20 protein-coding genes and 2 tRNA genes are annotated in these 26009 nt (G+C 31.6%); 9 read left to right on the plus strand and 13 right to left on the minus strand.

The genetic code is table 11. The features are described from left to right. Nucleotide 1: 1 nt before the first annotated feature. Nucleotides 2-775 carry a zinc ribbon domain-containing protein gene (locus CHB67_RS09020; protein ID WP_089381508.1) on the plus strand — a complete coding sequence of 258 codons (774 nt, stop codon included), beginning with the start codon at nucleotides 2-4 and terminating at the stop codon, nucleotides 773-775. 48 nt (nucleotides 776-823) lie between these two features. Here the strand turns inward: CHB67_RS09020 and CHB67_RS09025 are convergent, their stop codons facing one another. Continuing rightward, a complete protein-coding gene (locus CHB67_RS09025) occupies nucleotides 824-1633 on the minus strand; it encodes a class I SAM-dependent methyltransferase (RefSeq protein WP_089381432.1) in 810 nt (269 codons plus the stop codon). A gap of 10 nt (nucleotides 1634-1643) precedes the next feature. Further along, the gene (locus CHB67_RS09030; RefSeq protein ID WP_176461245.1) at nucleotides 1644-2390 is read right to left on the minus strand and encodes a UbiA prenyltransferase family protein; all 747 of its coding nucleotides are present in this window, start codon (nucleotides 2388-2390) and stop codon (nucleotides 1644-1646) included. Between the two features lie 223 nt (nucleotides 2391-2613). On the opposite strand from CHB67_RS09030, the gene gcvP reads away from it, so the two are divergent. The 3 genes from gcvP (at nucleotide 2614) to CHB67_RS09045 (ending at nucleotide 8379) form a co-directional block, all read left to right on the plus strand. Next, nucleotides 2614-5460: an aminomethyl-transferring glycine dehydrogenase gene (gcvP, locus tag CHB67_RS09035; RefSeq protein ID WP_089381434.1), complete on the plus strand. Its 2847-nt coding sequence runs from the start codon at nucleotides 2614-2616 to the stop codon at nucleotides 5458-5460. Nucleotides 5461-5725: 265 nt separating this feature from the next. Continuing rightward, nucleotides 5726-6718 carry a pyruvate dehydrogenase (acetyl-transferring) E1 component subunit alpha gene (pdhA, locus tag CHB67_RS09040; RefSeq protein WP_089381435.1) on the plus strand — a complete coding sequence of 331 codons (993 nt, stop codon included), beginning with the start codon at nucleotides 5726-5728 and terminating at the stop codon, nucleotides 6716-6718. 2 nt (nucleotides 6719-6720) lie between these two features. Continuing rightward, nucleotides 6721-8379, plus strand: coding sequence for a dihydrolipoamide acetyltransferase family protein (locus CHB67_RS09045; protein WP_089381436.1), 1659 nt, complete (start codon nucleotides 6721-6723; stop codon nucleotides 8377-8379). 283 nt (nucleotides 8380-8662) lie between these two features. On the opposite strand, the gene CHB67_RS09050 is transcribed toward CHB67_RS09045, so the two are convergent. Further along, the gene (locus CHB67_RS09050; protein WP_089381437.1) at nucleotides 8663-8914 is read right to left on the minus strand and encodes a type B 50S ribosomal protein L31; all 252 of its coding nucleotides are present in this window, start codon (nucleotides 8912-8914) and stop codon (nucleotides 8663-8665) included. 120 nt (nucleotides 8915-9034) lie between these two features. On the opposite strand from CHB67_RS09050, the gene CHB67_RS09055 reads away from it, so the two are divergent. The 5 genes from CHB67_RS09055 (at nucleotide 9035) to CHB67_RS09075 (ending at nucleotide 14419) form a co-directional block, all read left to right on the plus strand. Next, a complete protein-coding gene (locus tag CHB67_RS09055) occupies nucleotides 9035-10072 on the plus strand; it encodes a glutaminyl-peptide cyclotransferase (RefSeq protein ID WP_089381438.1) in 1038 nt (345 codons plus the stop codon). Between the two features lie 39 nt (nucleotides 10073-10111). After that, on the plus strand, nucleotides 10112-11635 hold the full coding sequence (locus CHB67_RS09060) for a hypothetical protein (RefSeq protein ID WP_089381439.1): 1524 nt from the start codon (nucleotides 10112-10114) through the stop codon (nucleotides 11633-11635). A gap of 3 nt (nucleotides 11636-11638) precedes the next feature. Further along, nucleotides 11639-12319: an SDR family NAD(P)-dependent oxidoreductase gene (locus CHB67_RS09065; protein ID WP_089381440.1), complete on the plus strand. Its 681-nt coding sequence runs from the start codon at nucleotides 11639-11641 to the stop codon at nucleotides 12317-12319. Between the two features lie 3 nt (nucleotides 12320-12322). Next, nucleotides 12323-12913, plus strand: a complete 591-nt coding sequence (locus tag CHB67_RS09070; protein WP_089381441.1) for a SprT-like domain-containing protein — start codon at nucleotides 12323-12325, stop codon at nucleotides 12911-12913. Between the two features lie 72 nt (nucleotides 12914-12985). Beyond that, nucleotides 12986-14419, plus strand: coding sequence for a DUF389 domain-containing protein (locus CHB67_RS09075; protein WP_089381442.1), 1434 nt, complete (start codon nucleotides 12986-12988; stop codon nucleotides 14417-14419). On the opposite strand, the gene CHB67_RS09080 is transcribed toward CHB67_RS09075, so the two are convergent. The 10 genes from CHB67_RS09080 to porU all read right to left on the minus strand — a co-directional run bounded on the left by CHB67_RS09080 (nucleotide 14406) and on the right by porU (nucleotide 25906). Continuing rightward, nucleotides 14406-16814 (minus strand): TonB-dependent receptor, encoded by a 2409-nt coding sequence (locus CHB67_RS09080; RefSeq protein ID WP_176461246.1) that lies wholly within the window; start codon nucleotides 16812-16814, stop codon nucleotides 14406-14408. The two genes, CHB67_RS09075 and CHB67_RS09080, sit on opposite strands and share 14 nt — an antisense overlap. 116 nt (nucleotides 16815-16930) lie before the next feature. Then, nucleotides 16931-17011, minus strand: a tRNA-Tyr gene (locus tag CHB67_RS09085). A gap of 45 nt (nucleotides 17012-17056) precedes the next feature. Then, nucleotides 17057-17129 (minus strand) — tRNA-Lys (locus CHB67_RS09090). Between the two features lie 62 nt (nucleotides 17130-17191). Continuing rightward, nucleotides 17192-17959: an ABC transporter ATP-binding protein gene (locus tag CHB67_RS09095; protein ID WP_089381444.1), complete on the minus strand. Its 768-nt coding sequence runs from the start codon at nucleotides 17957-17959 to the stop codon at nucleotides 17192-17194. Then, nucleotides 17960-18700 carry an MlaE family ABC transporter permease gene (locus CHB67_RS09100; RefSeq protein WP_089381445.1) on the minus strand — a complete coding sequence of 247 codons (741 nt, stop codon included), beginning with the start codon at nucleotides 18698-18700 and terminating at the stop codon, nucleotides 17960-17962. Nucleotides 18701-18939: 239 nt separating this feature from the next. Continuing rightward, complete coding sequence (locus tag CHB67_RS09105; RefSeq protein ID WP_089381446.1) at nucleotides 18940-20010, minus strand: 3-oxoacyl-ACP synthase III family protein; 1071 nt, start codon at nucleotides 20008-20010, stop codon at nucleotides 18940-18942. A 34-nt stretch (nucleotides 20011-20044) separates the two neighbouring features. Then, nucleotides 20045-20428, minus strand: coding sequence for a group III truncated hemoglobin (locus CHB67_RS09110; RefSeq protein ID WP_089381447.1), 384 nt, complete (start codon nucleotides 20426-20428; stop codon nucleotides 20045-20047). A 9-nt stretch (nucleotides 20429-20437) separates the two neighbouring features. Then, nucleotides 20438-20920, minus strand: coding sequence for a cytidine deaminase (gene cdd, locus CHB67_RS09115; RefSeq protein WP_089381448.1), 483 nt, complete (start codon nucleotides 20918-20920; stop codon nucleotides 20438-20440). Between the two features lie 12 nt (nucleotides 20921-20932). Then, nucleotides 20933-22075: a type IX secretion system outer membrane channel protein PorV gene (porV, locus tag CHB67_RS09120; RefSeq protein WP_089381449.1), complete on the minus strand. Its 1143-nt coding sequence runs from the start codon at nucleotides 22073-22075 to the stop codon at nucleotides 20933-20935. Nucleotides 22076-22111: 36 nt separating this feature from the next. Beyond that, a complete protein-coding gene (porU, locus tag CHB67_RS09125) occupies nucleotides 22112-25906 on the minus strand; it encodes a type IX secretion system sortase PorU (RefSeq protein WP_245813488.1) in 3795 nt (1264 codons plus the stop codon). Between the last annotated feature and the right edge of the window lie 103 nt (nucleotides 25907-26009).

Below are 26009 nucleotides of genomic sequence, written 5' to 3' on the forward strand. Positions count from 1 at the left end.
TATGGCTAAAAAGAAAGAAGTTACTGTTGAAGAAAAGCTAAGAGCGCTTTACGACTTACAATTAATCGATTCAAGAGTTGATGAAATTAAAAGCGTAAGAGGTGAATTACCTTTAGAGATTGAAGATTTAGAAGATGAAATTGTAGGTTTAAATAAAAGACTTGCAAATTTAGATACAGATGTGGTTAATTTTAAAAGTGAAATAACTGCCAAAAAACAAGTAATTGAAGATGCTAAGGCGTTAGTAAAAAAATACGCTGAGCAACAAAAAAATGTTCGTAACAACAGAGAATTTAACTCTATTGCTAAAGAAACTGAATACCAAGAGCTTGAAATTGAATTAGCTGAAAAAAGAATTAAAGAATTTAAAGCTAAAATTGAGCAAAAAAACGAAGTAATTGCTGGCACTAAAGATAATATTGCAAAGCAAGAAGATCTTTTAAAACATAAAGTTGCTGAGTTAGATGATATTATGGGTGATACTGCAAAAGAAGAGACTTTATTACTTGAAAAGTCTGCTGAATATGCTGAATCTATTGATGATCATTTATTAAAAGCTTATAAAAGAATTAGATCAACTGTAAAAAACGGGTTGGCTGTTGTTTCTATTGAAAGAGGTGCTTCTGGTGGTTCTTTCTTTACAATTCCACCTCAAAGACAGGTTGAAATTGCAAGCCGTAGAAAAATTATTACTGATGAACACAGTGGTAGAATTTTAGTTGATGGTGCTTTAGCAGAAGAAGAAAAAGCTAAAATCGACAAACTATTAAGTTAAGAATCTACAACATATTATAAAAAAGGCTTCCAATTACGGAAGCCTTTTTTATTTCTTTGTAGCTCTAATTGAATACAATAAAGGAATCATTCGCTGTTCGTTTTTTAATACAAACATGCCGTCATCTGTTGCATCCATTTCAGGAAAACTATTGTAAGGAGATTTTTCAAATTCATGTAAAAACTCAATTTGCAATCCGGCATTTGTTAATGAAGTAATAACTTCACCCAAACCGTGATTCCAACCATATTCTTTACTTAAAATATCTGCGTCAGAATTGGTGTAAGTTCCTTTGTATTCTTCATAAATAACTCCGCTATTTAAATAAGGATACGTTAATTTTGGTGGTGTTTGTAAAAAATCGAACATCCAAACAATTGGATGAAATTCAATCATATAAAACACGCCTCCTTTTTTTAATTTACTTGCAATAATTTCGCCCCACGTTTTTAAATCGGGCAACCAGCCAACAACACCGTAAGATGTAAAAACAATATCAAATTCTCCAACTACTTTCTCAGGAACATCATACAAATTACTTTCTATAAATGTTGTATCTAACCCTAATTCATTATTTAATTTTATAGCTTCTTTTATTCCTTCACCAGACAAATCTATCCCAGTACATTTAGCTCCTAACCTACTCCAACTTAACGTATCTTGCCCAAAATGACATTGTAAATGCAACAACGATTTTCCTTTTACATCTCCTAATTCTTCTAACTCATATGCATTTAAAGATGTTGTTCCTTCCAAAAAACTAGCAACATCATAAAACTCAGATTTTGCATGAATATTTACTTTTTTATTCCAAGTTTCTTTATTTGTTTCAAAATACTGTTTGTATTTACGCTCCATTTCTTCAAATTTAATTATTTAAAAATAGCACAATTAAACACAACCAGAAAATTGGAATTGCTTCTACCCAAAAACTTGCATAATACCTAGAATTGTTTACCGTTGAAAACCATAAAAACAAACCTGTAACAATGGCTATTATAAACGTTGTTATTAAATTGGTTTGCACTACAAATCCTAACAACACAAAAAATACTAACAACAGCGTTCCTATTATTTTAGTATTGTGAACACCTAAAACCTGTGGTATTGTTTTTAATTCTTCTGAATCAGACGGCAAATCTCTAATATCAAAAGGAAGTGTTATTGCAATCAAAAATAAAACACGCTGCATAAATTCAATAAATACACTTTGGTTAAATTTAAAACCTTCTTGGTATAACGGAAATAAAACCGATATTCCTGCCCAAGCAATGGCAATGCTAAAAATTTTAAGACCAGGAAAATTGCGAAAAGAAACTTCTAAACTACCTATTTTAAAAATGGGAATCACATAAAAAAGAGTCATAAAAGCAAAAGGCAGTACAATTACTAATGAATTCAGCTTAAATTCAGTAAAAAACAACAAATAAATAAGTCCTAAAATTGAAGCAATAGACAACGAAATTAAAACCTTCTTTTGTTCAATAAACCACTGTTTTAACCAACCTAATCTATTGGTTTTAATTTCATAAAACCGAATAAAATTATAAGACACAATTATAGAAAGCGCCACAAATAATGGTGAAATAAATGTATTAAACCCAAATTTGAGCAAAGTGACTTTAGTTAAACAAAACCCAGCTAAGGCTACATGAATGTTACTAAAAATATAGAAATCAATAATTTTCTTTAAAAATTGCATTACACAAATGTACTATTTGAATATTCAATAAAATAATGGTTAACAAAATATTATAATTAGTATTAAAAATAGTAATTGACTAGTTGCTTTTTAAGTATTTTTGCGTTCCATAAACTTTATATACTAATTATAAAAAATGAGAACAGACTCTTTTGTTTTAAGACACGTAGGACCACGTGAAAACGGCGTTAAAGAAATGATCAAAACTATTGGAGTTGCTTCAATAAACGAATTAATTGATAAAACAATTCCTGCGGATATTAGATTAAAAAATGATTTAAACTTGCCAAAAGAATTGAGTGAGTTTGAATATGCTAGTCATATTTTAGAGTTATCAAATAAAAACAAACTCTTTAAAAACTATATTGGTTTAGGCTACCACCCAACCATACTTCCAGGTGTTATTCAACGTAATATTTTAGAAAATCCGGGATGGTATACTGCCTACACTCCTTATCAGGCTGAAATTGCTCAAGGTCGTTTAGAAGCGCTGTTAAATTACCAAACAATGGTTACTGAATTAACAGGAATGGAGTTAGCAAATGCATCGTTATTAGACGAAGGAACTGCTGCTGCTGAAGCAATGATTATGTTGTTTAACACACGCTCTAGAGCTCAGAAAAAAATAAATGCTGTACAATTTTTTGTTTCAGAAGAAATTTTACCTCAAACCATTGATATTTTAAAAACAAGAGCAATTCCATTAGGAATTGAATTGGTTTTTGGAAATCATTTAAAATTTGAATTTACAGAGAACGTTTATGGAGCTATTTTACAATATCCTTCAAAAAACGGTCAGGTACACAATTATAAAAGTTTTGTAGAAAAAGCTGCAGCTGTTGAAGCCAGAGTTGCTGTAGCTGCAGATTTGTTAAGTTTAACTTTATTAACACCTCCGGGTGAATGGGGTGCTGATGTTGTTGTTGGAACCACACAACGCTTTGGAATCCCAATGGGTTACGGTGGCCCACACGCAGCATATTTTGCAACCAAGGAAGCTTACAAGCGTAATATTCCAGGGCGAATAATTGGTGTTACACAAGACAAAGATGGAAACCGCGCCTTACGTATGGCTTTACAAACACGTGAGCAACATATTAAACGCGAAAAGGCAACTTCAAATATTTGTACTGCTCAAGTTTTGTTAGCTGTTATGGCTGGTATGTATGGTGTTTATCACGGTCCAAAAGGATTGACATATATTGCTAAAAATATTCAGAATTTAGCTACTACATTAAACAGCGGACTTACAAAATTAGGCTTAACACAACTAAATTGTACTTATTTTGATACTTTAACGGTTGAAGTTACTAACACTTCAAAAGTGAAAGAAATAGCAGAAAGTAAAGGTGTGAATTTCTTTTACCCAACTACAAATCAAGTTAGTATTTCAATCAATCAAACTACAACATTTGATGATGTTAATGAAATTCTTTCAATTTTAGCTGAAGCTGAAGGTAAAGAAACGGTTGTTTTATCTGAACTTGTTAAAAGTGAACTTCCTGCAGAATTAAAACGTACATCTAATTTTATGGTGAATGAAGTTTTTGATAAATACCATTCAGAAACTGAAATGATGCGTTATATTAAAAAATTAGAACGTAAAGATTTATCGCTAAATCATTCTATGATTTCTTTAGGTTCTTGTACTATGAAATTAAATGCAGCATCAGAAATGTTACCTTTAAGTTCTCCAAACTGGGGAAATATGCACCCATTTGTACCTATTGAACAAGCGCAAGGATACCAAGATGTTTTTGTTGGTTTAGAAAATGCTTTAAACGAAATTACAGGTTTTTACGCAACATCATTACAACCAAATTCTGGAGCACAAGGTGAATATGCCGGTTTAATGGTAATTAAAGCATATCACGAATCTCAAGGAAATCATCATCGGAATATTTGTTTAATTCCTGCTTCTGCTCACGGAACAAATCCTGCTTCTGCAGTAATGGCCGGAATGAAAGTTGTAGTAACAAAATCTACTTCAGAAGGAAATATTGATGTAAATGATTTAAGAGAAAAAGCTGAATTACACAAAGATAATTTAGCTGCTTTAATGGTTACTTACCCTTCTACACACGGAGTTTTTGAAAGTACAATTAAAGAAATTACCGAGATTATTCACGAACGTGGCGGACAAGTTTATATGGATGGTGCAAATATGAATGCACAGGTTGGATTGACCAATCCTGCTACAATTGGCGCCGATGTTTGCCACTTAAACTTACATAAAACATTTGCAATTCCTCACGGTGGTGGAGGACCTGGTGTTGGACCAATTTGTGTTGTAAAACATTTAGCGCCATTTTTACCTTCGAACCCAATAATTCCAACAGGTGGAGAAACTCCAATTACAGCAATTTCATCTGCTCCTTGGGGTTCTGCTTTGGTGTTATTAATTTCATATAGTTATATTAAAATGTTAGGTGCACACGGATTGAAAGATTCAACCATAAAAGCAATTTTAAATGCAAACTACATAAAAGCGCGTTTAGAAAAATCGTATGATATTTTATATACTGGTGAAAACGGATTTGCAGCCCATGAAATGATTGTAGATTTTAGAGCCTTTAAAGCCTATGGCGTTGAAGTTACTGATGTAGCCAAGCGTTTAATGGATTATGGTTACCACGCACCTACAGTATCATTCCCTGTTGCCGGAACTTTAATGATTGAGCCTACTGAAAGCGAAAACAAAGAAGAATTAGATCGTTTTTGTGATGCATTAATTAGTATTAAAAGTGAAATTGATGCTATGGAAAATGGCGACTTAAATACTGCTTTAAAAAACGCACCTCATACTGAAGAAATGCTAACTGCTGACGAATGGAATCTTCCTTATACTCGTCAACATGCAGCGTTCCCTTTACCATACATAAAAGAGAATAAATTTTGGCCTTCGGTAAGAAGAGTTGATGATGCTTATGGAGATCGAAATTTAATTTGCTCTTGTAACCCTATTGAAGATTATATGGACTAATTTAGTCTCTAAAAACACATACCAATACTAAAAAAGTCCCGATTTAACTCGGGATTTTTTATTTTATAGAAAAAATTAAAACCTCAATTTATAATTTCCTCATTTTAAAGTAGTTTTTAATTAAATTACTTCAACAAAACTATTTTATTTTTAAGAATAACATCTCAAAAAGGCTTTAAAGTAAAAAATATTTACCATAATTTTTATACTTCTTAGTAAAGTCGTATTTTTGCGCTTCGAAATAATCTATTATTACACTAAATAAATGAAAAAATTCACGAAACAAACTTATATCAATTGGTATAAAGACATGCTTTTTTGGAGAAAGTTTGAAGACAAATTAGCTGCTCTTTACATTCAACAAAAAGTTAGAGGTTTTCTGCATTTGTACAACGGTCAAGAGGCTGTACTTGCAGGTGCTTTGCATGCAATGGGAGAAAACGATAAAATGATTACAGCTTACCGTAATCACGTTCAACCAATTGGTTTAGGAGTTGATCCAAAAAGAATTATGGCCGAGTTATTAGGAAAAGTAACTGGAACATCTAAAGGTATGGGTGGTTCAATGCATATTTTTTCTCCAGAACATAATTTTTATGGCGGTCATGGTATTGTAGGAGGACAAATTCCTTTAGGTGCTGGATTGGCATTTGCTGATAAGTATTTTAATAGAGATGGTGTAACCCTAACCTATTTTGGTGATGGTGCTGCCCGTCAAGGTTCTTTGCATGAAACTTTTAACATGGCAATCAACTGGAAATTACCAGTGGTATTTATTTGTGAAAACAATGGATACGCAATGGGAACTTCAGTAGAAAGAACTGCAAACCATGATGAAATTTGGAAACTAGGTTTGGGGTATGAAATGCCTTGTGGACCAGTTGATGGAATGAATCCTATGAAAGTTGCTGAAGCAATGCACGAAGCTATTGAACGTGCAAGAAGAGGTGACGGACCAACATTATTAGATATTAAAACCTATAGATATAGAGGGCACTCTATGAGTGATGCTCAAAAATATAGAACGAAAAATGAAGTTGATGAATACAAAAAAATCGACCCTATTTCACAAGTTCTAGACATTATCTATAAGAAAAAATATGCTTCTGAAGATGAAGTGAAAGAGTGGGATGCTGAAGTGAAATCGAAAGTGTTAGAATGTCAAAAATTTGCAGAAGAATCTCCATTCCCAGAGAAACAGCAATTATATGATATGGTGTACGAACAAGAAGATTATCCTTTTTTAAAACATAGATAAAAATGGCAGAAATAATTACAATGCCCCGATTAAGCGATACAATGACTGAAGGAGTTGTAGCTGAGTGGTTAAAAAAAGTAGGTGATAAAATTGAAGAAGGAGATATTCTTGCTCAAATTGAAACTGACAAAGCAACTATGGAATTTGAATCTTTTAACGAAGGTTACTTATTACATATTGGTTTAGAAGTAGGTCAAACTGCTCCTGTTGATAGCTTATTAGCCATTATTGGTGAAGAAGGTGAAGACATATCAGCATTGTTAGCTGGAGGTGCTCCAGAAACAACTGCAAGCGAAGAAACAGCAGTACCTGTTGCTGAAGAAACTGCTGCTCCTGCTGAAGCTGCACCTACTACTGAAGAAGCTTTTGTAGTTCCAGAAAATATTACCATTGTTACAATGCCTCGTTTAAGTGATACTATGACTGACGGAACTGTAGCATCTTGGTTGAAAAAAGTAGGCGATAAAGTTGAAGAAGGAGATATTCTTGCAGAAATTGAAACTGACAAAGCTACAATGGAGTTTGAATCTTTTAACGAAGGAACATTATTATACGTAGGTTTACAAGAAGGTGAAAACGCTCCTGTAGATTCTTTATTAGCAATTATTGGTGAAGCTGGAACTGACGTAACTGCAGTTGTGGCTGGATTTGGTCCTGCTGCTGTGACACCTGCTGTTGAAAAAAAGGCTACTGAAGAACCTGCCGCTGTAAAGGAAGCTCCAAAAGCTACAACTACCGCAAACAATACAAACACTACAGCTACGGCTACAAAAAGAGTAAGTGCAATTAATTCTGAAAATGGGCGTATCATTGCCTCTCCTCTTGCGAAAGCTTTGGCTGAAGAAAAAGGAATCAACTTAGCAAAAGTAGTTGGTACTGGTGAAGGTGGAAGAATTGTGAAAATAGATATTGAAAATTACAATCCTGTAGTTGAAACTGCTCCTGCTGCTGCAACTGTTATTGCTGCTCCTACTGGAGAAATTAGCAAAACTGAAGTAAAGAATTCTCAAATGCGTAAAGCAATTGTGAAAGCTCTTGACAATTCTCAAACTACAGCTGTAAACTTTACGGTGACCATGGATATTGACATGGACAACGCTATTGCTTCTAGAAAAGTAATCAACGCTATTCCTGATACAAAAATTTCATTTAATGATTTGGTTGTAAAAGCTTGTGCTATGGCATTAAAATTACATCCACAAGTGAATACTGAATGGACAAACGAACACACCATTTATAACAACCATATCTCTATTGGTGTGGCTGTTGCTATTGAAGATGGATTGTTAGTTCCTGTAATTCCTTTTACAGACACTAAAAGTTTAACTCAAATTGGTGCTGAAGTAAAAGAATTAGCAATCAAAGCGAAAAACAAAAAATTAACTCCAGATGAAATGTCTGGATCTACTTTTACGGTTTCTAACTTAGGTATGTTTGGTGTAGATCACTTTACATCTATCATTAACCAACCAAATTCAGCTATTTTATCAGTTGGAGGAATCAAACAAAAGCCTGTTGTTAAAAATGGAGAAATTGTTGTTGGAAATGTAATGACATTAACTTTAGCTTGTGACCATAGAACTATTGATGGTGCTATTGGTGCTGCTTTTATGAATACTTTAAAACAGTATATTGAAAATCCAGTAACTATGATTGCATAGTTTAAAATACATAAATTTAAAAGCCCATTGTTTATTACAATGGGCTTTTTTAATGCCTTAATTTTTCTAACCCTACAGGTTTCAAAAACCTGTTAGGGTTGGTTATATCTCGTGAACATTTTGCGTTAAGGATTGCAGCGGTATCCTTTTTTAGCTGTGAAACAAAGTGGAACAAAAGAAAAAGATTTAGCGGAAAGCCTGACCCGTAGGGAAACGCCCAAATTTTAAGCATAAAAAAACCTTCATATTGCTATGAAGGTTTTTAATATTGTAAACTAAAATATTACTTTTTAAATTTAGCATATTTAGTTTTGAACTTGTCAATACGTCCTGCAGTATCAATTAACTTAGTTTTACCAGTGTAAAAAGGATGTGAAGTTCTTGAAATCTCTAATTTTACTAAAGGATATTCAACACCATCTACATCTAAAGTTTCTTTAGTATTTACTGTTGAACGAGTTAAAAACACATCGTCGTTTGACATATCTTTGAATGCTACCATTCTATAATTTTCTGGGTGTATACCTTTTTTCATTTTGAACTCGTTTTAATTCTGTTTTTATTTTTAAGACTGCAAATTTAACCATATTTTTGAAACTTCAAACAAATATTTTAGTTTATTTACATAAAATTTAAAAAAAAGCAGTTTAAGATTATGTCATACAAATCATTTATAGGTTTTGCAGTAATTCTTTTTATAATATCCTCGTGTAAAAGTGAATACAAATTTATATTAAACACTCCTAAAAGCGTTCAATCTAACCAAGAACTTACTGTTTCTATTTCAGAAAAAGGAAATAAAGCTATTGACTCGGTTCAATTTTCTATTGGTAACAAAAAAATTAAAAGTACTAATAATTCAGCAACTTTAAAGGTTGCCGATTATAAATTAGGCAAACATACCGTTACAGCTATTGTTTTTTATGAAAGTAAAACTAAAAAAGTGACAAAGCCTATTTATATTATGGCTGATACCGCACCTGAAATTTATACCTATAAAATTATAAACACCTATCCACACGATAAAGATGCCTATACACAAGGCTTAGAATATTACAATGGATTTTTATATGAAGGAACTGGTCAAAGAGGTGAATCGTCTATTAGAAAAGTTGAATTAGAAACTGGAAAAGTTGTACAACAAAAAGATATAGATGAAAAATATTTTGGAGAAGGTATTACTATTTTCAACAATAAATTATACCAGTTAACTTGGCAAAGTGGTATTGGCTTTGTGTACAATTTAGATACTTTTGAAAAAGAAAACGAATTTAAATACACTAAAAGTCGTGAAGGTTGGGGCTTAACTCATAATGGTGAAAAACTTATAAAAACTGACGGCACAGAGCGTATTTGGTTTTTAAATCCTAAAACTTTAATTGAAGAAAGTTATATTGAAGCCTATACCAACAAACAAAAAGTTGAAAAATTAAATGAGCTTGAATACATTAACGGAAAAATTTATGCCAACCGTTGGCAGTTGAATTCAATCTTAATCATAAATCCTACAAACGGTAAAGTTGAAGGCGTTGCCAATTTAAATTCGCTAAAAGAATTAATTGAAAAAGAGCAAGCTTTAGATGACAGCGATGATGTTTTAAACGGAATTGCTTTTGATAAAGAAAATAACAGACTATTTGTTACAGGAAAACACTGGAGCAAATTATATGAAATTGAATTGATTAAAAAATAATGTTCTTTAACTATTTTTTATATTTACAAAAACAACTGAATGCGTAACCTCTCCATTTTTATTATTTTCACTGTTCTCATCTTTTTTTCTTCGTGTAGAAAAGATTTTTCTGAAGAACTAAGTTCAGGTGAAGTTTCATTTTCTAAAGACACGGTTTATTTAGACACTGTTTTTACAAATATTGGCTCAAGCACCTATAATTTAAAGGTGTATAATAAAAGTAATGAGGACATATCGATTCCTAGTATTGCATTAGGAAGAGGTCAAAATTCATTTTATCGCTTAAATGTAGATGGAAATCCGGGAAAAAAATTTGAAAATATTGAAGTTTTAGCCAAAGACAGCATTTTTATTTTTATTGAAACTACAATAGATTACAATGAAATTCCAGATCCTATTTACACAGATTCCATTGTATTTAGTGGCGGTGGTTACTTACAAGATGTAAAACTGGTAACACTTGTGCAAGACGCTCATTTTTTATTCCCTTCAAAAGACGCTAACAATATTATTGAAATCATTACAATTGGTATTGATGCTGAAGGTGAAGAAATAAATGTGAACGGATTTTACTTAGAAGACAATACTACTTTTACAAACGAAAAACCCTATGTTATTTATGGTTATTGCGGGGTTCCTTCTAATAAAACATTAACTGTTGATGCTGGTGCTAAAATTTATTTTCATTCTAACTCAGGTTTAATAGTTGATAAAAATGCTACGCTACTAATTAATGGTGAAGTTAACAATGAAGTTCTTATTGAAGGAGACCGATTAGAACCAATATTTAGTGATACCCCAGGACAATGGGGTGCTATTTGGTTACGTGCAGGCAGTAAAAATCACAGTATAAACCATGCTATTATTAAAAATGCTTCCGCAGGAATAATTATAGATTCTATTGGAAACAACAATTCGCCTACTTTGACTATTAAAAACACCCAAATTTACAACAGTTCTAATTTTGGAATTTTAGCTAGAGAAACAAATATTGAAGGTGAAAATGTGGTAATTAACAACTCAGGACAAGTTTCTTTAGCCTGTACAATTGGCGGAACTTATAATTTTACACATTCAACATTTGTTAATTTTTGGAACAACAGTATACGCCAATACCCTAGTGTTTTGATTAATAATTTCTTCTCATATGTTGAAAACGGACAAGAAATTATTGAAACTCGAAATTTATACGAAGCAAATTTTACCAATTGCATTATTGATGGAAATAATAATATTGAATTAATTTTAAATAAGGTTGAAGGAGCTATATTTAATTACAATTTTAAAAATATCCTATTGAAATTTAATGATTTCACCAATTCTTATGAAGGAATTCCTGAGTACGATTTTGAAGATACCAGTCATTATTCTGAAATAATTTTAAACGGAGAAGCAGATTTTAAATCGACCAAAAACAACGAATTTATAATTGGTGAAGCATCTGACGGAATTGAAAAAGCAAATTTAGACGGAAGTGCTAAAGTACCAACTGATATTTTAGGAGTTACAAGAACTTCTCCTGCAGATATTGGAGCTTACCAACATATCATTTTTGAAAAATAACTTATGAAAAACATTATAATCACAGGAACAAGTCGAGGAATTGGTTTTGAACTAACACAGCTTTTCGCAAAAAACAATTGCAATGTTTTAGCATTATCAAGAAATTCTGAACCTTTAAATAAGTTAGCGCTTAAAAATGTTTCAACGCTTTCGGTTGATTTATCTAATGATGCCGATTTGCAAAAAGTAACTGCTTTTATTGCTAAGAATTGGAAAACTGTAGATATTTTAATTAACAATGCTGGTAAGCTAATTAACAAACCTTTTGAAGAACTTTCTACTAAAGATTTTATGGAAGTTTACCAAGTAAATGTTTTTGCCGTTGCTGAACTAACCAAACAACTACTTCCCTTCTTTAAAGAAGGAAGTCATATTGTAAATATTAGCAGTATTGGAGGTGTTCAAGGAAGCATGAAATTTCCAGGACTTGCAGCGTATAGCTCATCAAAAGGCGCTTTATTAACACTTACTGAAATGCTTGCTGAAGAATACAAAGAACAAGGAATTTCTTTTAATGCACTTGCTTTAGGCGCTGTACAAACTGAAATGTTGAACGAAGCGTTTCCTGGGTATAAAGCACCAGTTTCAGCAATTGAAATGGCCGAATACATTTATAATTTTGCACTTACAGGAAATAAATTTTACAACGGAAAAATTTTAGAAGTATCTTCAAGTACACCTTAATAAATGAGTAAAACGCTTTCTCAATACATTCCTGAAAATTCAGTAAAATTAGTTTTTGAAATACTTGCAGAACATCCTATTACTATAAAAATAGTAAACAAAAGGGCTACTAAACATGGAGATTTCAAAATAATGCATACTGGTAAAACTCAAATTACAATTAACAACAGTTTAAATCAGTATCAGTTTTTATTGACACTTATTCACGAAATTGCACATTTTACAACCTTCAAAAAACACAAAAGAGTAAAACCACATGGAATTGAGTGGAAACGAAGTTTTCAACATTTAATGTTGCCTTTTTTACAGCCATCTATTTTTCCTGAAGAACTATTACCTTACTTAGCTAACTATTTAAAAAATCCGAAAGCCAGCACAGGTTCTGATGTACATTTAACCTACGCACTAAAACAGTTTGATACAGCATCTAATACAACTATTATGGTTGAAATAGCGCACGGAAGTTTATTTATGTATAATAATAAAACTTATAAAAAAGGTAATACTAGAAGAACCAGAATTGAATGTATTGAATTAAACAGCAAAAAAACCTATTTATTCAATCAAAATGCAGAAGTAATACTACTTCAATAACTTACAAAAATTGTTTATCTTGTGATAAAATTCAAAGTGATGCCAATTACCAACAATTTGTATTAATTACCTATGGAAGAAACTAAAAACAACCAAACTGAAAATAATCCGGATTACAACCCAACACCTGCTAGTGATGCTAAATTTATTTTTGCAAGCATCAAACAGTTTTTATTTGAATTATTAGATATTCGATCAGATACCGATAAAAAAGGTACTATTGAGGATATTAAAGAAAATATCTCAATGAAAGGTCACACAGCGTGGGTATTGGTTTTTTCGATATTAATTGCATCAATTGGTTTAAATGTAAGTTCTACTGCTGTTGTAATTGGAGCGATGCTTATATCTCCCCTAATGGGGCCAATTCTTGGAATTGGACTCTCAATTGGAATTAATGATATTGACACCTTAAAGCGCTCTTTAATTAATTTAGGAGTTATGATTGGGTTGAGTTTAGCTACATCATTTACGTTCTTTTTAATCCCCTTATTCAGAAATGAAACTCCTGAACTTTTAGCCAGAACAGCTCCTGATGTTAGGGATGTTTTTATTGCTATTGCGGGTGGCTTAGCTTTAATTATAGCCATTAGCAGAAGAAGTAAACAAACGAATACCATTGCAGGTGTAGCAATTGCAACGGCTTTAATGCCTCCTCTTTGTACAGCTGGTTACGGATTAGCTACTTGGAATTTAGCCTATTTTGGAGGCGCTATGTTTTTATTTACAATTAACACTATTTTTATAGCTTTAGCAACCTTTGTAATTGTCAAATTCTTGCGATTTCCAATGGTAAGATACATTAATTCTGCTAAAAGAAAAAGAATTGCAAGTATGGCCTCTTTTGTTGCTTTAATTGTTTTTGCTGGTAGTATTTATATGTTTTTTAACTTATTTAAACAAAATCAATTTCAACAAGCTGCACAATTATTAATAAATGATATTAAAAGTAACGGAATTAGTATTATTGATGAAAAAGCTGAAAATATTGATTATAAGAATAATACAATAACCATATTTATTTATGGCCATAAACTTACTTATAACGAAATAGAAAACTGGAATTCAAGACTCCCTGAGTATGGACTAAAAGGAACAAAACTTGAATTTCAACAAGGAGTAGATGATTCTGACCTAAGAAATGAGGTGAGAAATTTAACCGATTTATATGCTCAAAATCAAAAATTAATTAATACGCGTGATGAAGATCTTAAAGAAAAAGAAATAAAAATTAAACTCTTAGAATCAGAAATATCGAAATTTTATGAAAATGAAGTTCCATTTCTACAAATTAGCAAAGAAGCACGAATTAATTATACTGGCTTGGCTGAAATAAGTTATTCTAAGTTAATTAAAACAAATTTTCAACACGTAGATACAATTACTGTTTTTAACACTACTTGGTACGACTCAATTCCTGATACTAAATTGCAACAATTACAATTAGAAAAATGGTTGAAAACTCGTTTAAATTTAGATACGCTGGTAGTCACTAAAAATCCATAATAACACCAATTTTAGGCAATACAGTACCTGAGGTATTTTCAACTTCTTCTAACAAATATTTTGAAGGATCTGAAGGGTCTATTAACGCATTTCCATCTGCATCTGTTAGTGGAGTTAAGAATCCTTGTTCTTGATTTTCAGAACCTAATATATTTTGAATATCTAAGTACAGGTTTAAAGAAAAATGTTTCCAATACCAGGTTTTATCTACTCTTATATCTAACTGGTGAAATAAATCAAAACGCAATGTATTTAATTCACTATAATCTAAAATACCACTATTATTCACATTGTAATTTGCAATATCAGCAGAAGCTTCATAATCATAAGGCGTATATGGCCGCCCACCAACTAATCTAAATTTAGCACCCAATTCCCAATTTTTATTGAACTTTTTTCCTCCAGTTGCTGTTAATAAATTTCTATTATCCCAACTTGAAGGAATGTACTCATTGTTTAAATCTTTAAACTCGCTTCTAACAAAAGTGTACGACAAAATTCCATACAATCCACTGTACGATTTTTTCTGCAATAATACCTCAAAACCATAAGCCCTTCCTTCTGAAGTGGATGTAACCTCTTCATTTCCTACTACACCAAAACCAGCACCTAAATTGGCTAAACTAATTTGATTTTCTACCGAAAAAGGGTAATTATTATAACCTTTATAAAACCCCTCTAAAGTTACTTTTGAACTTGTGTTGGGTTTAAACTCTAAACCAGCTACCAAATGCTCAGCAGTAATATATTCTAAACCATTTTCTTTGTTTACTAAAACGCCATCATTATCTCTATATCCCATTACGGTATAAGAAGGCAATTGATTGTAAATTCCTGCGGAAGCATTTACAGCCCATTTTTCTGTTAAAGCATAAGCCAAAGAAAGTCTTGGAGAAAACTGCTTAAATAAATTAGACATTTCATCATCATAATCAACTCCATCAAAACGAACTCCAAACGAAACGTTTAATTTTGAGTTGAAATAAGCTTTTGATATTTGACCGAATATTCCATATTTAAACAATGATAAGTTTGAAGAAAAATCTATGATTTCAACTCCTGAAGAATTTGCAAACTTTTGGTAGGTTGCATTGTAATATTTCACCTGCTCCAATCCTACACCAAAATTTAACTTATAGTTATTTTTTAAAGTTGAAAAGTTCTCGTAACGTAGTTTATTTTCTGTTTCTCTTGATGAATACTTCAATAGTAAGTCTTCAGAATTCCCAGTATTATCTTCATACTTATCAGCAACATTATCCCATTCGTTTCTACTTAAAACAATTTGCTGTGTTGATTTTTCTCCATAGTGTTTATAGGACAATCCCACCGTATAATTCCATTGATTTTGAACAGGAATATTGCTTAAAATATAATTGTTTCTTTTTAAATCATCTTCATCTGTAATACCATCATTTACATCTTCGTTTAACTTAAACTTATCAATAGCCCCTAAACCAATTAAAGATAATTCGTTTTTATCATCAAACTTATGCTTTACATTTAATTGAAAGTCGTTGTAAGTAGGCAAAAATGGTAATTTCAGAAGTCGAAACAATCCACTTAGGTAAGATTGACGCACAGAGGCAATAAAAGTTGTTTTCTCTCCAATATGACCATCTGCAGTAATTCCTGCATCAGAAGTACCCAAAGTAGCTCTAATGTCTAATTTTTCGGGGTTTCCTTCCTTCATAGTGAACTCAATTATAGAACTCAATGCATTTCCTCTATTTGCACTAAATGCACTTGAATAAAAATCGGCTTTTCTAATTAAATCGGCATTTATAATTCCAACAGGACCACCTGTAGAACCTTGTGTTTGAAAATGATTTATAACAGGAACTTCAACTCCGTCTAAATAAAACTTATTTTCTGCAGGCGAACCACCACGAATAATGATATCATTTCTAAAACCTGGATTTGAAGCAACACCTGGAAAAGATTGTATCACTTTCAAGATATCTCGATCACCACCTGGATTTTTTTCAATTTCAGCAATTCCAATAGACTGATATGATAGTGGATTTTCTACAGGTTTTCTAAAAAGCTTACTCTGTATTACAACTTCCTCTAATTGTTCATTATCAACATTCATTTGAAATATAATATAAGGTGATTTTTCTAAGGTCACCAAATAATCTTCTGAAACAACCGTTTGGTAGCCAATAAATGAAGCCTGTAACTTCATATACCCCAAAGGCGAATTGTTAATTAAGAAATTTCCACTCTCATCAGAAATAACTCCTGTATTTGTACCTAAAATTAGTATGTTCACAAAAGGCAAAGCCTCTCTTGTTTGAGCATCGATAACTTTACCTCTTATAACACCCAAATCTTGAGCATTAATGGTAGATACGGTAACAATTAACAATAAAAAACAGCATAGTTTTTTCATAATAAAGTTTATTTTTAAGCAAATATACATTTTTTTGTTTAACTCAAATGTTAATTGATTAAACATTTTAATTTATTCGTAAAAAAAAGTCCTAAACTTAAAAATCTAGGACTTTGTGGTGAGAGAAGGATTCGAACCTTCGAAGCTTGCGCAGCAGATTTACAGTCTGCCCTCGTTGGCCACTTGAGTATCTCACCATTACTAAAAAAAATTAAAACTTCTCTAAGTCGAGAAGTTTTATGTGACCTGGCTGGGGCTCGAACCCAGGACCACCTCCTTAAAAGGGAGGTGCTCTACCAACTGAGCTACCAGGTCATTGTATTCCTTTTTAGCGGCTGCAAAGATATCTATTTTTTTCAAACATCCAAACAAATTTACTATTTAATTTCATTTAAATATGCTTCTCTAACTTTCTTAAATAAATTAGAAGAATATACGAAATTTACAATTGCCTCATTCTCAGTTTTAAATATCTCTTTATTGCTCCCTTCCCAAGCTTTTACTCCATTTTGTAAAAAAATTATTTTTTCACCAATTTCCATCACAGAATTCATATCATGAGAATTTATTACAGTTGTAATTTGATATTCCGAAGTTATTTCCTTTATTAAATTATCTATTACTGTTGCAGTAACTGGATCTAAACCTGAATTTGGTTCATCACAAAAAAGGTATTTAGGATTCATTACAATTGCTCTTGCAATAGCAACTCTTTTTTGCATTCCACCTGATAATTGTGCCGGAAATTTTTTATTTGCATCGTACAAGTTCACTCTATTTAACACAAAGTTTACACGTTTCAACATTTCAGTATATGTATTGTTAGTAAACATTTTTAAAGGAAACATTACATTTTCTTCAACTGTTAAAGAATCATACAATGCACCTCCTTGAAAAACCATACCAATTTCTTGACGTAATTGTCTATGCTGTTTTATGCTTAAATTAGAATGTATTCTACCATCAAAAGAAATAGTACCTTCTTCAGGCAAATGCAATCCTAACAAACACTTTAGAAACACCGTTTTACCTGAGCCGCTTGTTCCAATAATCATACTTGTTTCACCTTTTTCAAAAGTTGCTGAAATCCCTTTTAAAACTGGTGTACCGTTAAATTTTTTATATAAGTCTGTAACTGTTATCATTTATCCTAAAAGCATTTGAGTTAAAAAATAATTCAACAAAATTATTACAATACTTGTCCAAACAACTGCCTGTGTACTTGCCCGCCCTACTTCCAATGAGCCTCCTTTTACATAGTACCCGTGATAAGATGGAATGGTTGCAATTACAAAAGCAAAAATAACTGTCTTAATCATTGCATATTGCACAAAAAACGGATTAAAATCTAACTGAATACCATAAACATAATCTTCTGTAAAAAACATATCGGTTATAGAACCTGCAACATAACCTCCGTAAATTCCTAAAAACATCGCTAACAAAATTAACAGTGGGTAAAAAAATAAGACTGCTATTATTTTAGGCAACACTAAATAGTTTAATGAATTTATACCCATAACCTCCAGCGCATCAATTTGTTCAGTTACGCGCATGGTTCCAATGCTTGATGTAATATACGAACCTACTTTACCTGCCAAAATAACTGACATAAAGGTTGGTGCAAATTCAAGAATTACAGATCGTTTTGTTGCAAACCCAATCAGGTATTTCGGAATAAATGGACTCTCAACACTTAGTGCTGTTTGTATAGCAACAACACCACCAACAAAGAAAGAAATAAACATTACAATCCCTAATGATTTAAGTCCTAAATCTTCAATTTCTCTAAACAACATTTCTCTAAAGACCTTCCATTTTTGAGGCTTTTTAAAAACTTGCTTAAGCATTAAAAAGTACTTCCCAACGTGTTCAACGTAATTCATTTACTATCTTTTTTGCTAAAATATCAAATTAATATGATGATTAAAGTTTTTAAAACATAAAAATGGTTCTTCTGTATAAAAAATTATTACATTTTAAATTCTCTTATTAGAACCTAATTTATGAAAAGAATCAATTACACGTACTAAATTCATCTTCTCTTTAATTTGCGCAGAAATATTAAAATAAAAAAAAGACCTCTTACTGAGGTCTTTCTTAGCTATATATTAAAAAGGAAATGCTAGTATCTGTAAACTATTGCATTTATATTCATTCCTGCTCCAACTGAAGCAAAAATAACAACGTCTCCTTTATTAACTTCTTGATTTTCCATTTCGCCACGTTTAACCATATCAAATAAAGTAGGCACTGTAGCAACAGAGCTATTTCCTAATTTATAGATACTCATAGGCATTACTCCTACAGGAACTTTCGTTTTATACAAACGGAAAAAACGTTTTATAATTTGTTCATCCATTTTTTCATTAGCTTGATGGATAAAAATCTTTTTTACATCAGTAATGTCAACTCCACTTTTATCTAGTGCGGTTTTCATAGCTAAAGGAACATTTGTTAGGCTATACTCATAAATTTTACGCCCTAACATTTTAATGTAATGTACATTAGAATCGGAATCCTCTTTAAAAGACTTTCCAGAATACAAATAATAGCATTCATCCATTACATCAGTAACAGTAGCATGGCTTAAAATACCTTTATCAGTACTTCCTTCTTCAGCTTCAACAATACAAGCTCCTGCTCCATCAGCAAAAATCATTGAATCTCTATCATATTTATCAACAACACGTGAAAGTGTTTCAGTACCAATTACCAAGCATTTTTTAGCAATACCAGCCTTGATAAATGCTTCAGCCTGAATAACTCCTTGTACCCAACCTGGGCAACCAAATAAAATGTCATACGCTACACAATTAGAGTTTTTAATTCCTAATCTAAATTTTATTCTAGACGCTAAACTTGGCAACATATCACTTTGTATAGAACCACTTTTAACATCCCCAAAATTGTGTGCAACTATTATATAATCCAACTCTTCTTTATCAATTCCTGCATCTTTAATTGCTTTTTCTGAAGCAAAAAAACCTAAGTCTGATGAATTTAAATCTGGAGTTGCATAACGCCTTTCCTCAATACCCGTAATTGCTTTAAATTTTTCAATAATAACTCCATTATCTTGTTCAAAAGGGCTACCATCTTCATTTAAAAAAGTTTCGTTTAAAAAGTCTTCGTTTTTTTTAACAACGGACGGAATAAAACTTCCTGTACCGGTAATTTTTGAGTGTACATTCATTATTTAAAAAGTAAGGTGCAAAGGTAAAAATATTTTAATTATTTTGCTCAAATATTTTAATTTTCATTACGGTGGCTATTGAAAGTGCTCGTGACTTAGCCGCGTGTGAATTATCTCCTTCAAACAATTCATCTACAGAATTATTAAAGCTTGATAACCAATGACTAAAGTGTGCTTCTGTAAAAGGTTTTTGTTGTTGCATTTTAAGGTGAGGCTGCATTGCATTTTTACGATACCCACCTGAATAAAAGAGAATATTATCCCAAAAGTCTACAAGTGTCTGCAAATGGGTTTCTAAATGTGTCGGATTTTTAAAATCTTCGAAAAAAGGAATCATTAAATCATCGCTCATTAACTTCATATAAAAAGTTTTAACAAGCAGATAAATATCTTCTCTATTTTCAATATCTTTCTTCATAGATTGAATTTACAAAAAAGACTTATCAAAAGCTATAGGAAGTAAATCTAGTATCGAATTTGTTTTAATTACCTTCCCTATTTCTCCCATAAAATATACTTCAATTGCTTCTTTTTGTTTTATCTCATATTCAAAAAGAGATTGCCTACAAGCCCCACAAGGAGCAACAGGCTCACTTGTAATTTGCGAAGATGAACTGGCTGTAATTGCTAAAGCTAGTATTTTTGTGTTTGGATAATCAGACGCTGCTTTCCAAATAGCAACACGTTCAGCACATATTCCTGAAGGATATGCTGCATTTTCTTGATTATTACCTGTTACAATTACATCGTTATCTAACAAGAAAGCTGCTCCTACTTTAAATTTTGAATAAGGAGCATAAGCTGTAGCTTTAGCTTCAATAGCCTTTTTCATAAGTAAATTAGAAGATTCTGAAAGCTCTTCAACAGAATCGAAAACCTCAATTTCAGTTTTTAGCGTAACTTTTTTCATTAGCAAGTAGGTTTAGTATATTTCAAATATTTCACCAAAATCAAAAGCAATTGCAAATCGTAAGGTATTTTCTAAAGGATTGTTTACGTCTGAAGCATTGAATAAATATGAAACATCTAATTTTGCACTTTTAAATTTAAAACCTGCTCCTATGGTAAAAAATTGTCGAGCTCCTTTCATTTCACTTTCGTGAAAGTATCCTGCTCTTAACGCAAACGAATCATCGTACATATATTCAGCTCCTAATGCCCAAGTTACTTCTTGCATTTCTTCTTCAAATCCGCCTGGAGCATCTGCAAACGAGACAAACATTCCACTAAAGAAACTAATATCTTTTTGAACGTAAGGTGGTTCACCATCATCATTTACAGATACACTTGGTGTAGGAACTAGTAATTTGTTAAACTCTGCATTAAGTGTAATTTTATTATAGTTATCTAAAATAAAATCAAACCCTCCACCTAGCTTTAAATTAGTAGGCATAAAATTCTCTTCACTATCATTTGAATAAGAAACCTTAGGACCGATATTAGATATATTAAACCCTGCTCTCCAAACTCCATTAAAATCACCATAATTTTCTTCGTCAGATTGATAATATCCTGAAATATCTACTGTAAATGTATTTACTGCATTTATATCTGAGTTAGCCGACTCTATACCTAAATCTGAGCGAATATAACGCAATGCAACTCCCATTGAATACGTTTCACTTAATTTTAGAGAATAAGATCCGTCTAAAGAAAATTCATTTAACTTTTCAGTACCAATTGGTTGCCCAATATTATCTGTCAAATCTATTTGACCTAAATTAAAATAATTTAAACTTGCCCCCCAAGCACTTCTATCGTTTATTCTGTTAGAAAATGTAAATCCACCTAAAAAAACATCGTTTGTCAATTCTTTTAACCAAGGCGTATAAAAAACTCCTACAGAAAACTGTGCTGGTGCAAATGCCAATTTTGAAGGATTCCAATGTTGAGAAAACGCATCAGTTGAAGTAGCAGCTCCTATATCTCCCATACCTCCCGATCTTGCGTCTGGGGCTATTAATAGGAAAGGCGCAGCTGTTGTTATTGGATTTGGTTGTTCTTGTGCTTTTAATGTTGAAAATGCAACTAAAGCTGTAAGGGTACATAAAAATATTTTTCTCATTTATTCAAATTATTTAGCTCAACAAATATCTTATTATTATTGAAGTATTACTAATTTTTCTATCTTTTCTGCTTTAATATTTGTGTTAACTGCTGTTACGTTTAATTTATACACGTAAACACCTTTTCCTATTCTTGATCCAAAATCATCCAATCCATTCCAAGTAATACTTCTTGACAGATTACCTTCAGATTGTACTGTTTGATTTATGGTTTTTACCAACTTCCCTGAAATGGTAAAAATTTGAACCTGTACATTTAATAATTGGTTTGGTTTATTATGATTGAACCAAAACTCTGTATGACTAATAAATGGGTTTGGATAGTTAAGCACATTTGTTAAAACTAAATCACTATCATCAACTACAAAAAAAGAAAACGTTGATTCAGACATATTATTGTAAGTATCCCAAACTTTTAATGTAATTGTGTGTAAACCTGGAGAAAGATTTCTAAAAGGGTAGGAAACCTGCCCTTTTTTAAAGTCGTTTAGATCTGTTTCATAATAATCATTTAAAATTATTGGATTCGATTGATCGTTGTCTAATATTGCTATAATATCGTGATCTACAGCTGTAATTGATGTGTTAATTCCGCTTTCATCTTCAAGTACCGCGATAAAAACTGGTGATTCGTTGGTATTAGCCCCATCAACAAAATTTAAATCGTTCATGTATAATTGTACAGTTGGCCCAATTACATCTTCAGGAGCGTTGGTATTTATACCTCCAACTTCAACATCAAAACTATAACCTGCTTTATCTTCTATTTTATTGGAAGCATAAAAACTAAGCTTTCCTTTTCCGTAGGCTATTTTAATATCTTTAGGCGCTATAAAATCAAATGTGAATTTTCCGTTCTCAACAGTAGACCTTCCTGTGAATATTTTACTTTCCAACACGTCAAATTCCATTATAAAGTTAAAATTATCATTATCTAATGTTTTTTTCTGAATTGGTTTATCAAAAACGGTCACTTCAAATTCACCATTAAAATCAGACAATAAATTTCCTGCTTCATTGGTTACTTCACCTTCAAATTCCACATAAGACAATGCTTTTATAGTATCTAATGATTGATTAACATCAATACCATTCATTTTTGTTATTTTAACAGCTGGTTTCGGAACATGCAATACCATTGCAGGGTCTCCAAATAAAAAAATAAAAAATCGCTGACTTGTTGAAAACTGATTTTTAACATTCATTAATGTTTCAGCAATTGTATAGTTTTCGTTATTGAAGTTTAATAAGGGTTTAATTAACCGCTCATTAAACGCTTGACCAACACTTATAAAAATTGCTCGAGTAGTTGAAATTAATGCTCCTGAACCTCCATTAGGATTCCATAATAAATATTCACCTGCGGTTTTTCTTAATGGATTATCAAATCGTGTAAATTCACAAGTTACCGTTACAAAAAGTGGTAATTTTATCTTGTTTTTAAAACTTTGTATTTCAGGCACTTCAAAAATTCTTTCTTTAGCCCACCCATCTTCACCTCCGTGCCCAAAATAATCAACTAATAAAGTACCTTTTTCAACCTGATTTACAATATCAATATTAACTGCAGGATAGCGTTGTCCGCCAGAGGATGTTTCTTGAACATAGGCATCTGCATATATTTTTTTTAAATTAAATAAGGGTTTATTAGCTAGAATTGTATCTGCTAATTTCTCCATATTTACCTGTATGGTTTCTTCTCCTCTTTCATCAATGTCATCGGCAACCAATGTAATTTTTGAACGCCAATTTCCAAAGGAATCTTCACTATAATAATTCAATATCTTATCAACTACCTGATCCGCTTCAAGAGCACTTGTTACAGGAATTCTACCGGTCACAATATCTTGACGATCAAAAGACCCTAAATCACCCTCATTATCATCCATCATGCCGTAATAATCGTCGGTAACATAAGATGATGCCAAATTAAAGCTTTTGTAAGCTTCAAAAACTGGAACTATATTGTTATTACCTCCAATTCTATCCTTATAATCATAAGAGGCATCTCCAAATAAACACATGTATTTTAACTTATTTGTTGAAGCGTTGTCATATAAATGCTTTGCAAAATCTCTAATCGCTGTCAAATCGGGTGAACCAGACGAAAACTCGTTATATATTTGGTTTAAAGGAATTACTTGTACCTTTAAATTTGAATTTTCATTATGATAATTTGCTAATTTTTGCGCACTATTTATTAAATAATCTTGCGTAATAATTATATAATCTAAATTAGATAAACTGTGTAAATTCTGATTTTCAACTCGAGAATTTGTAAGCCTGCTTGGTTTATAATAATCACCTTCATTTAAAACTAAAAACTCATGAGTTCCCCCTCCTTTTACTTTAAAATTAAAATTTGAATTATCGGATTCATTTTCTATAATAGTTGGATTTAAAGAATTTGAGACATTCCAAACCGATGCAATATTTGAAGCATTTTCTATTGAAAATTCAAAAACCTCATTGGTATTCATTACTTCAAAATTTCTAAATGAAAATTGGTTTCCGCTAGCTATTAACTTTTTAGTTCCTAAAACTTCAATATAATCTAAATATGCATTTGCTGATGGGTTTCCGTTATTATTAAATGTAACCTCAACATTTACAGAATTTCCAGATAACTGAGTAATTCCACTTCCCCTATTTGCATAGGCATGTGTTAAACCACTACTTGCACCATAATTAATTGAAAACAAATTCTGGTTGTTTACCTTAACGTCCATTGTAGAAGAGATTGATGATTCAACCACTCCTCTAACTCTAACAATTAAATCTTTAGAATTTTCTAGATCATTAAATGGGATTGAGTATTTCCGTGTATTTTCAATAGAAAAGCTATCGCCAAACCATTGCTGGCCAACGGCAAACAAATTAACTTCATCTTTTTCGTAAAAAATATAATCTTCAAAATCGGTGATTTGTGAAGCAGCCGTTTCTAAAATTTCATCACTCGTCCTTACTCTTAACCCTTCAGAATTTCCAACAGTAATAAAATAAAAAGCCTCTTCAGAAAAAATATTAAATTGATGCTCTAAGCTAGCTAAATTATTTGATGAATTTTCCCATTGATGCGGACCTTGACCATAAAACAAAATATAGTCATCCTTATTAAAACTACCATCATCTTCTCCTGAAATTAAAATAGCATTCTGCTGCAAGCCATCTTGCCTAAAATCGCTATTATTGAAAGGCAACATTGCTCCTCCATTACCATAAATTTGAATATTCTTTGGATTTACACCATTTAAATCTAAACCCAAACTTTCTATAAAACCTCGGTCCAATTTAAAAACACCTGTAGTATCTATTGAAAATTTATACCATTCGCCAGATGCCAACACAGAATTTTTAATTGTAGTTTTTGTGGTTTGCTTACTTTGAGTTTGTATTATTTCGTATTCTAAGTCTAGAGATGTAATCCTTTTTATTGAATTTCCCTCTTTAATTAAAGGTGAAAACTCTAAAATTGCCCATTTATCAGCTCTTAGTTTTGAAAAATTAAAAGAAATTTGAAGTTCTGTAGGGATTTTTTCAGCGTTAAACTTGGAAATTTCGTTTGCTGAAACAGTTTCATAAACTACATTCTTATAGGAAAAATTAACTAAAGTAGCCGTATTCGAAATTTTCCATGCTTCAGAAAAGGTTGGGTTTAGATGAGCGTCTAAAGTATTGCCTTCAACCAAATCCACCTTAAAGACGCTCGACGTACTCACCTCAAAATCAACACTTTTCAACCAATTCAATTGAATATTCTTAAACTCCTTTTCTTGTGAATATAAAGCGTTTAATGCAATAAATAATACGAAAAAAAATATTTTACTCAACTGTCTCATCCAACTAATAACGCTTAAATTTTAATGTTATTTTTACATAATACAACATTACATATAATAAAGTACAAATACAATCGTTACATTAATTACACAT

Origin of the sequence: Lutibacter agarilyticus, from assembly GCF_900188235.1 — a bacterium.
GTDB lineage: Bacteria > Bacteroidota > Bacteroidia > Flavobacteriales > Flavobacteriaceae > Lutibacter > Lutibacter agarilyticus.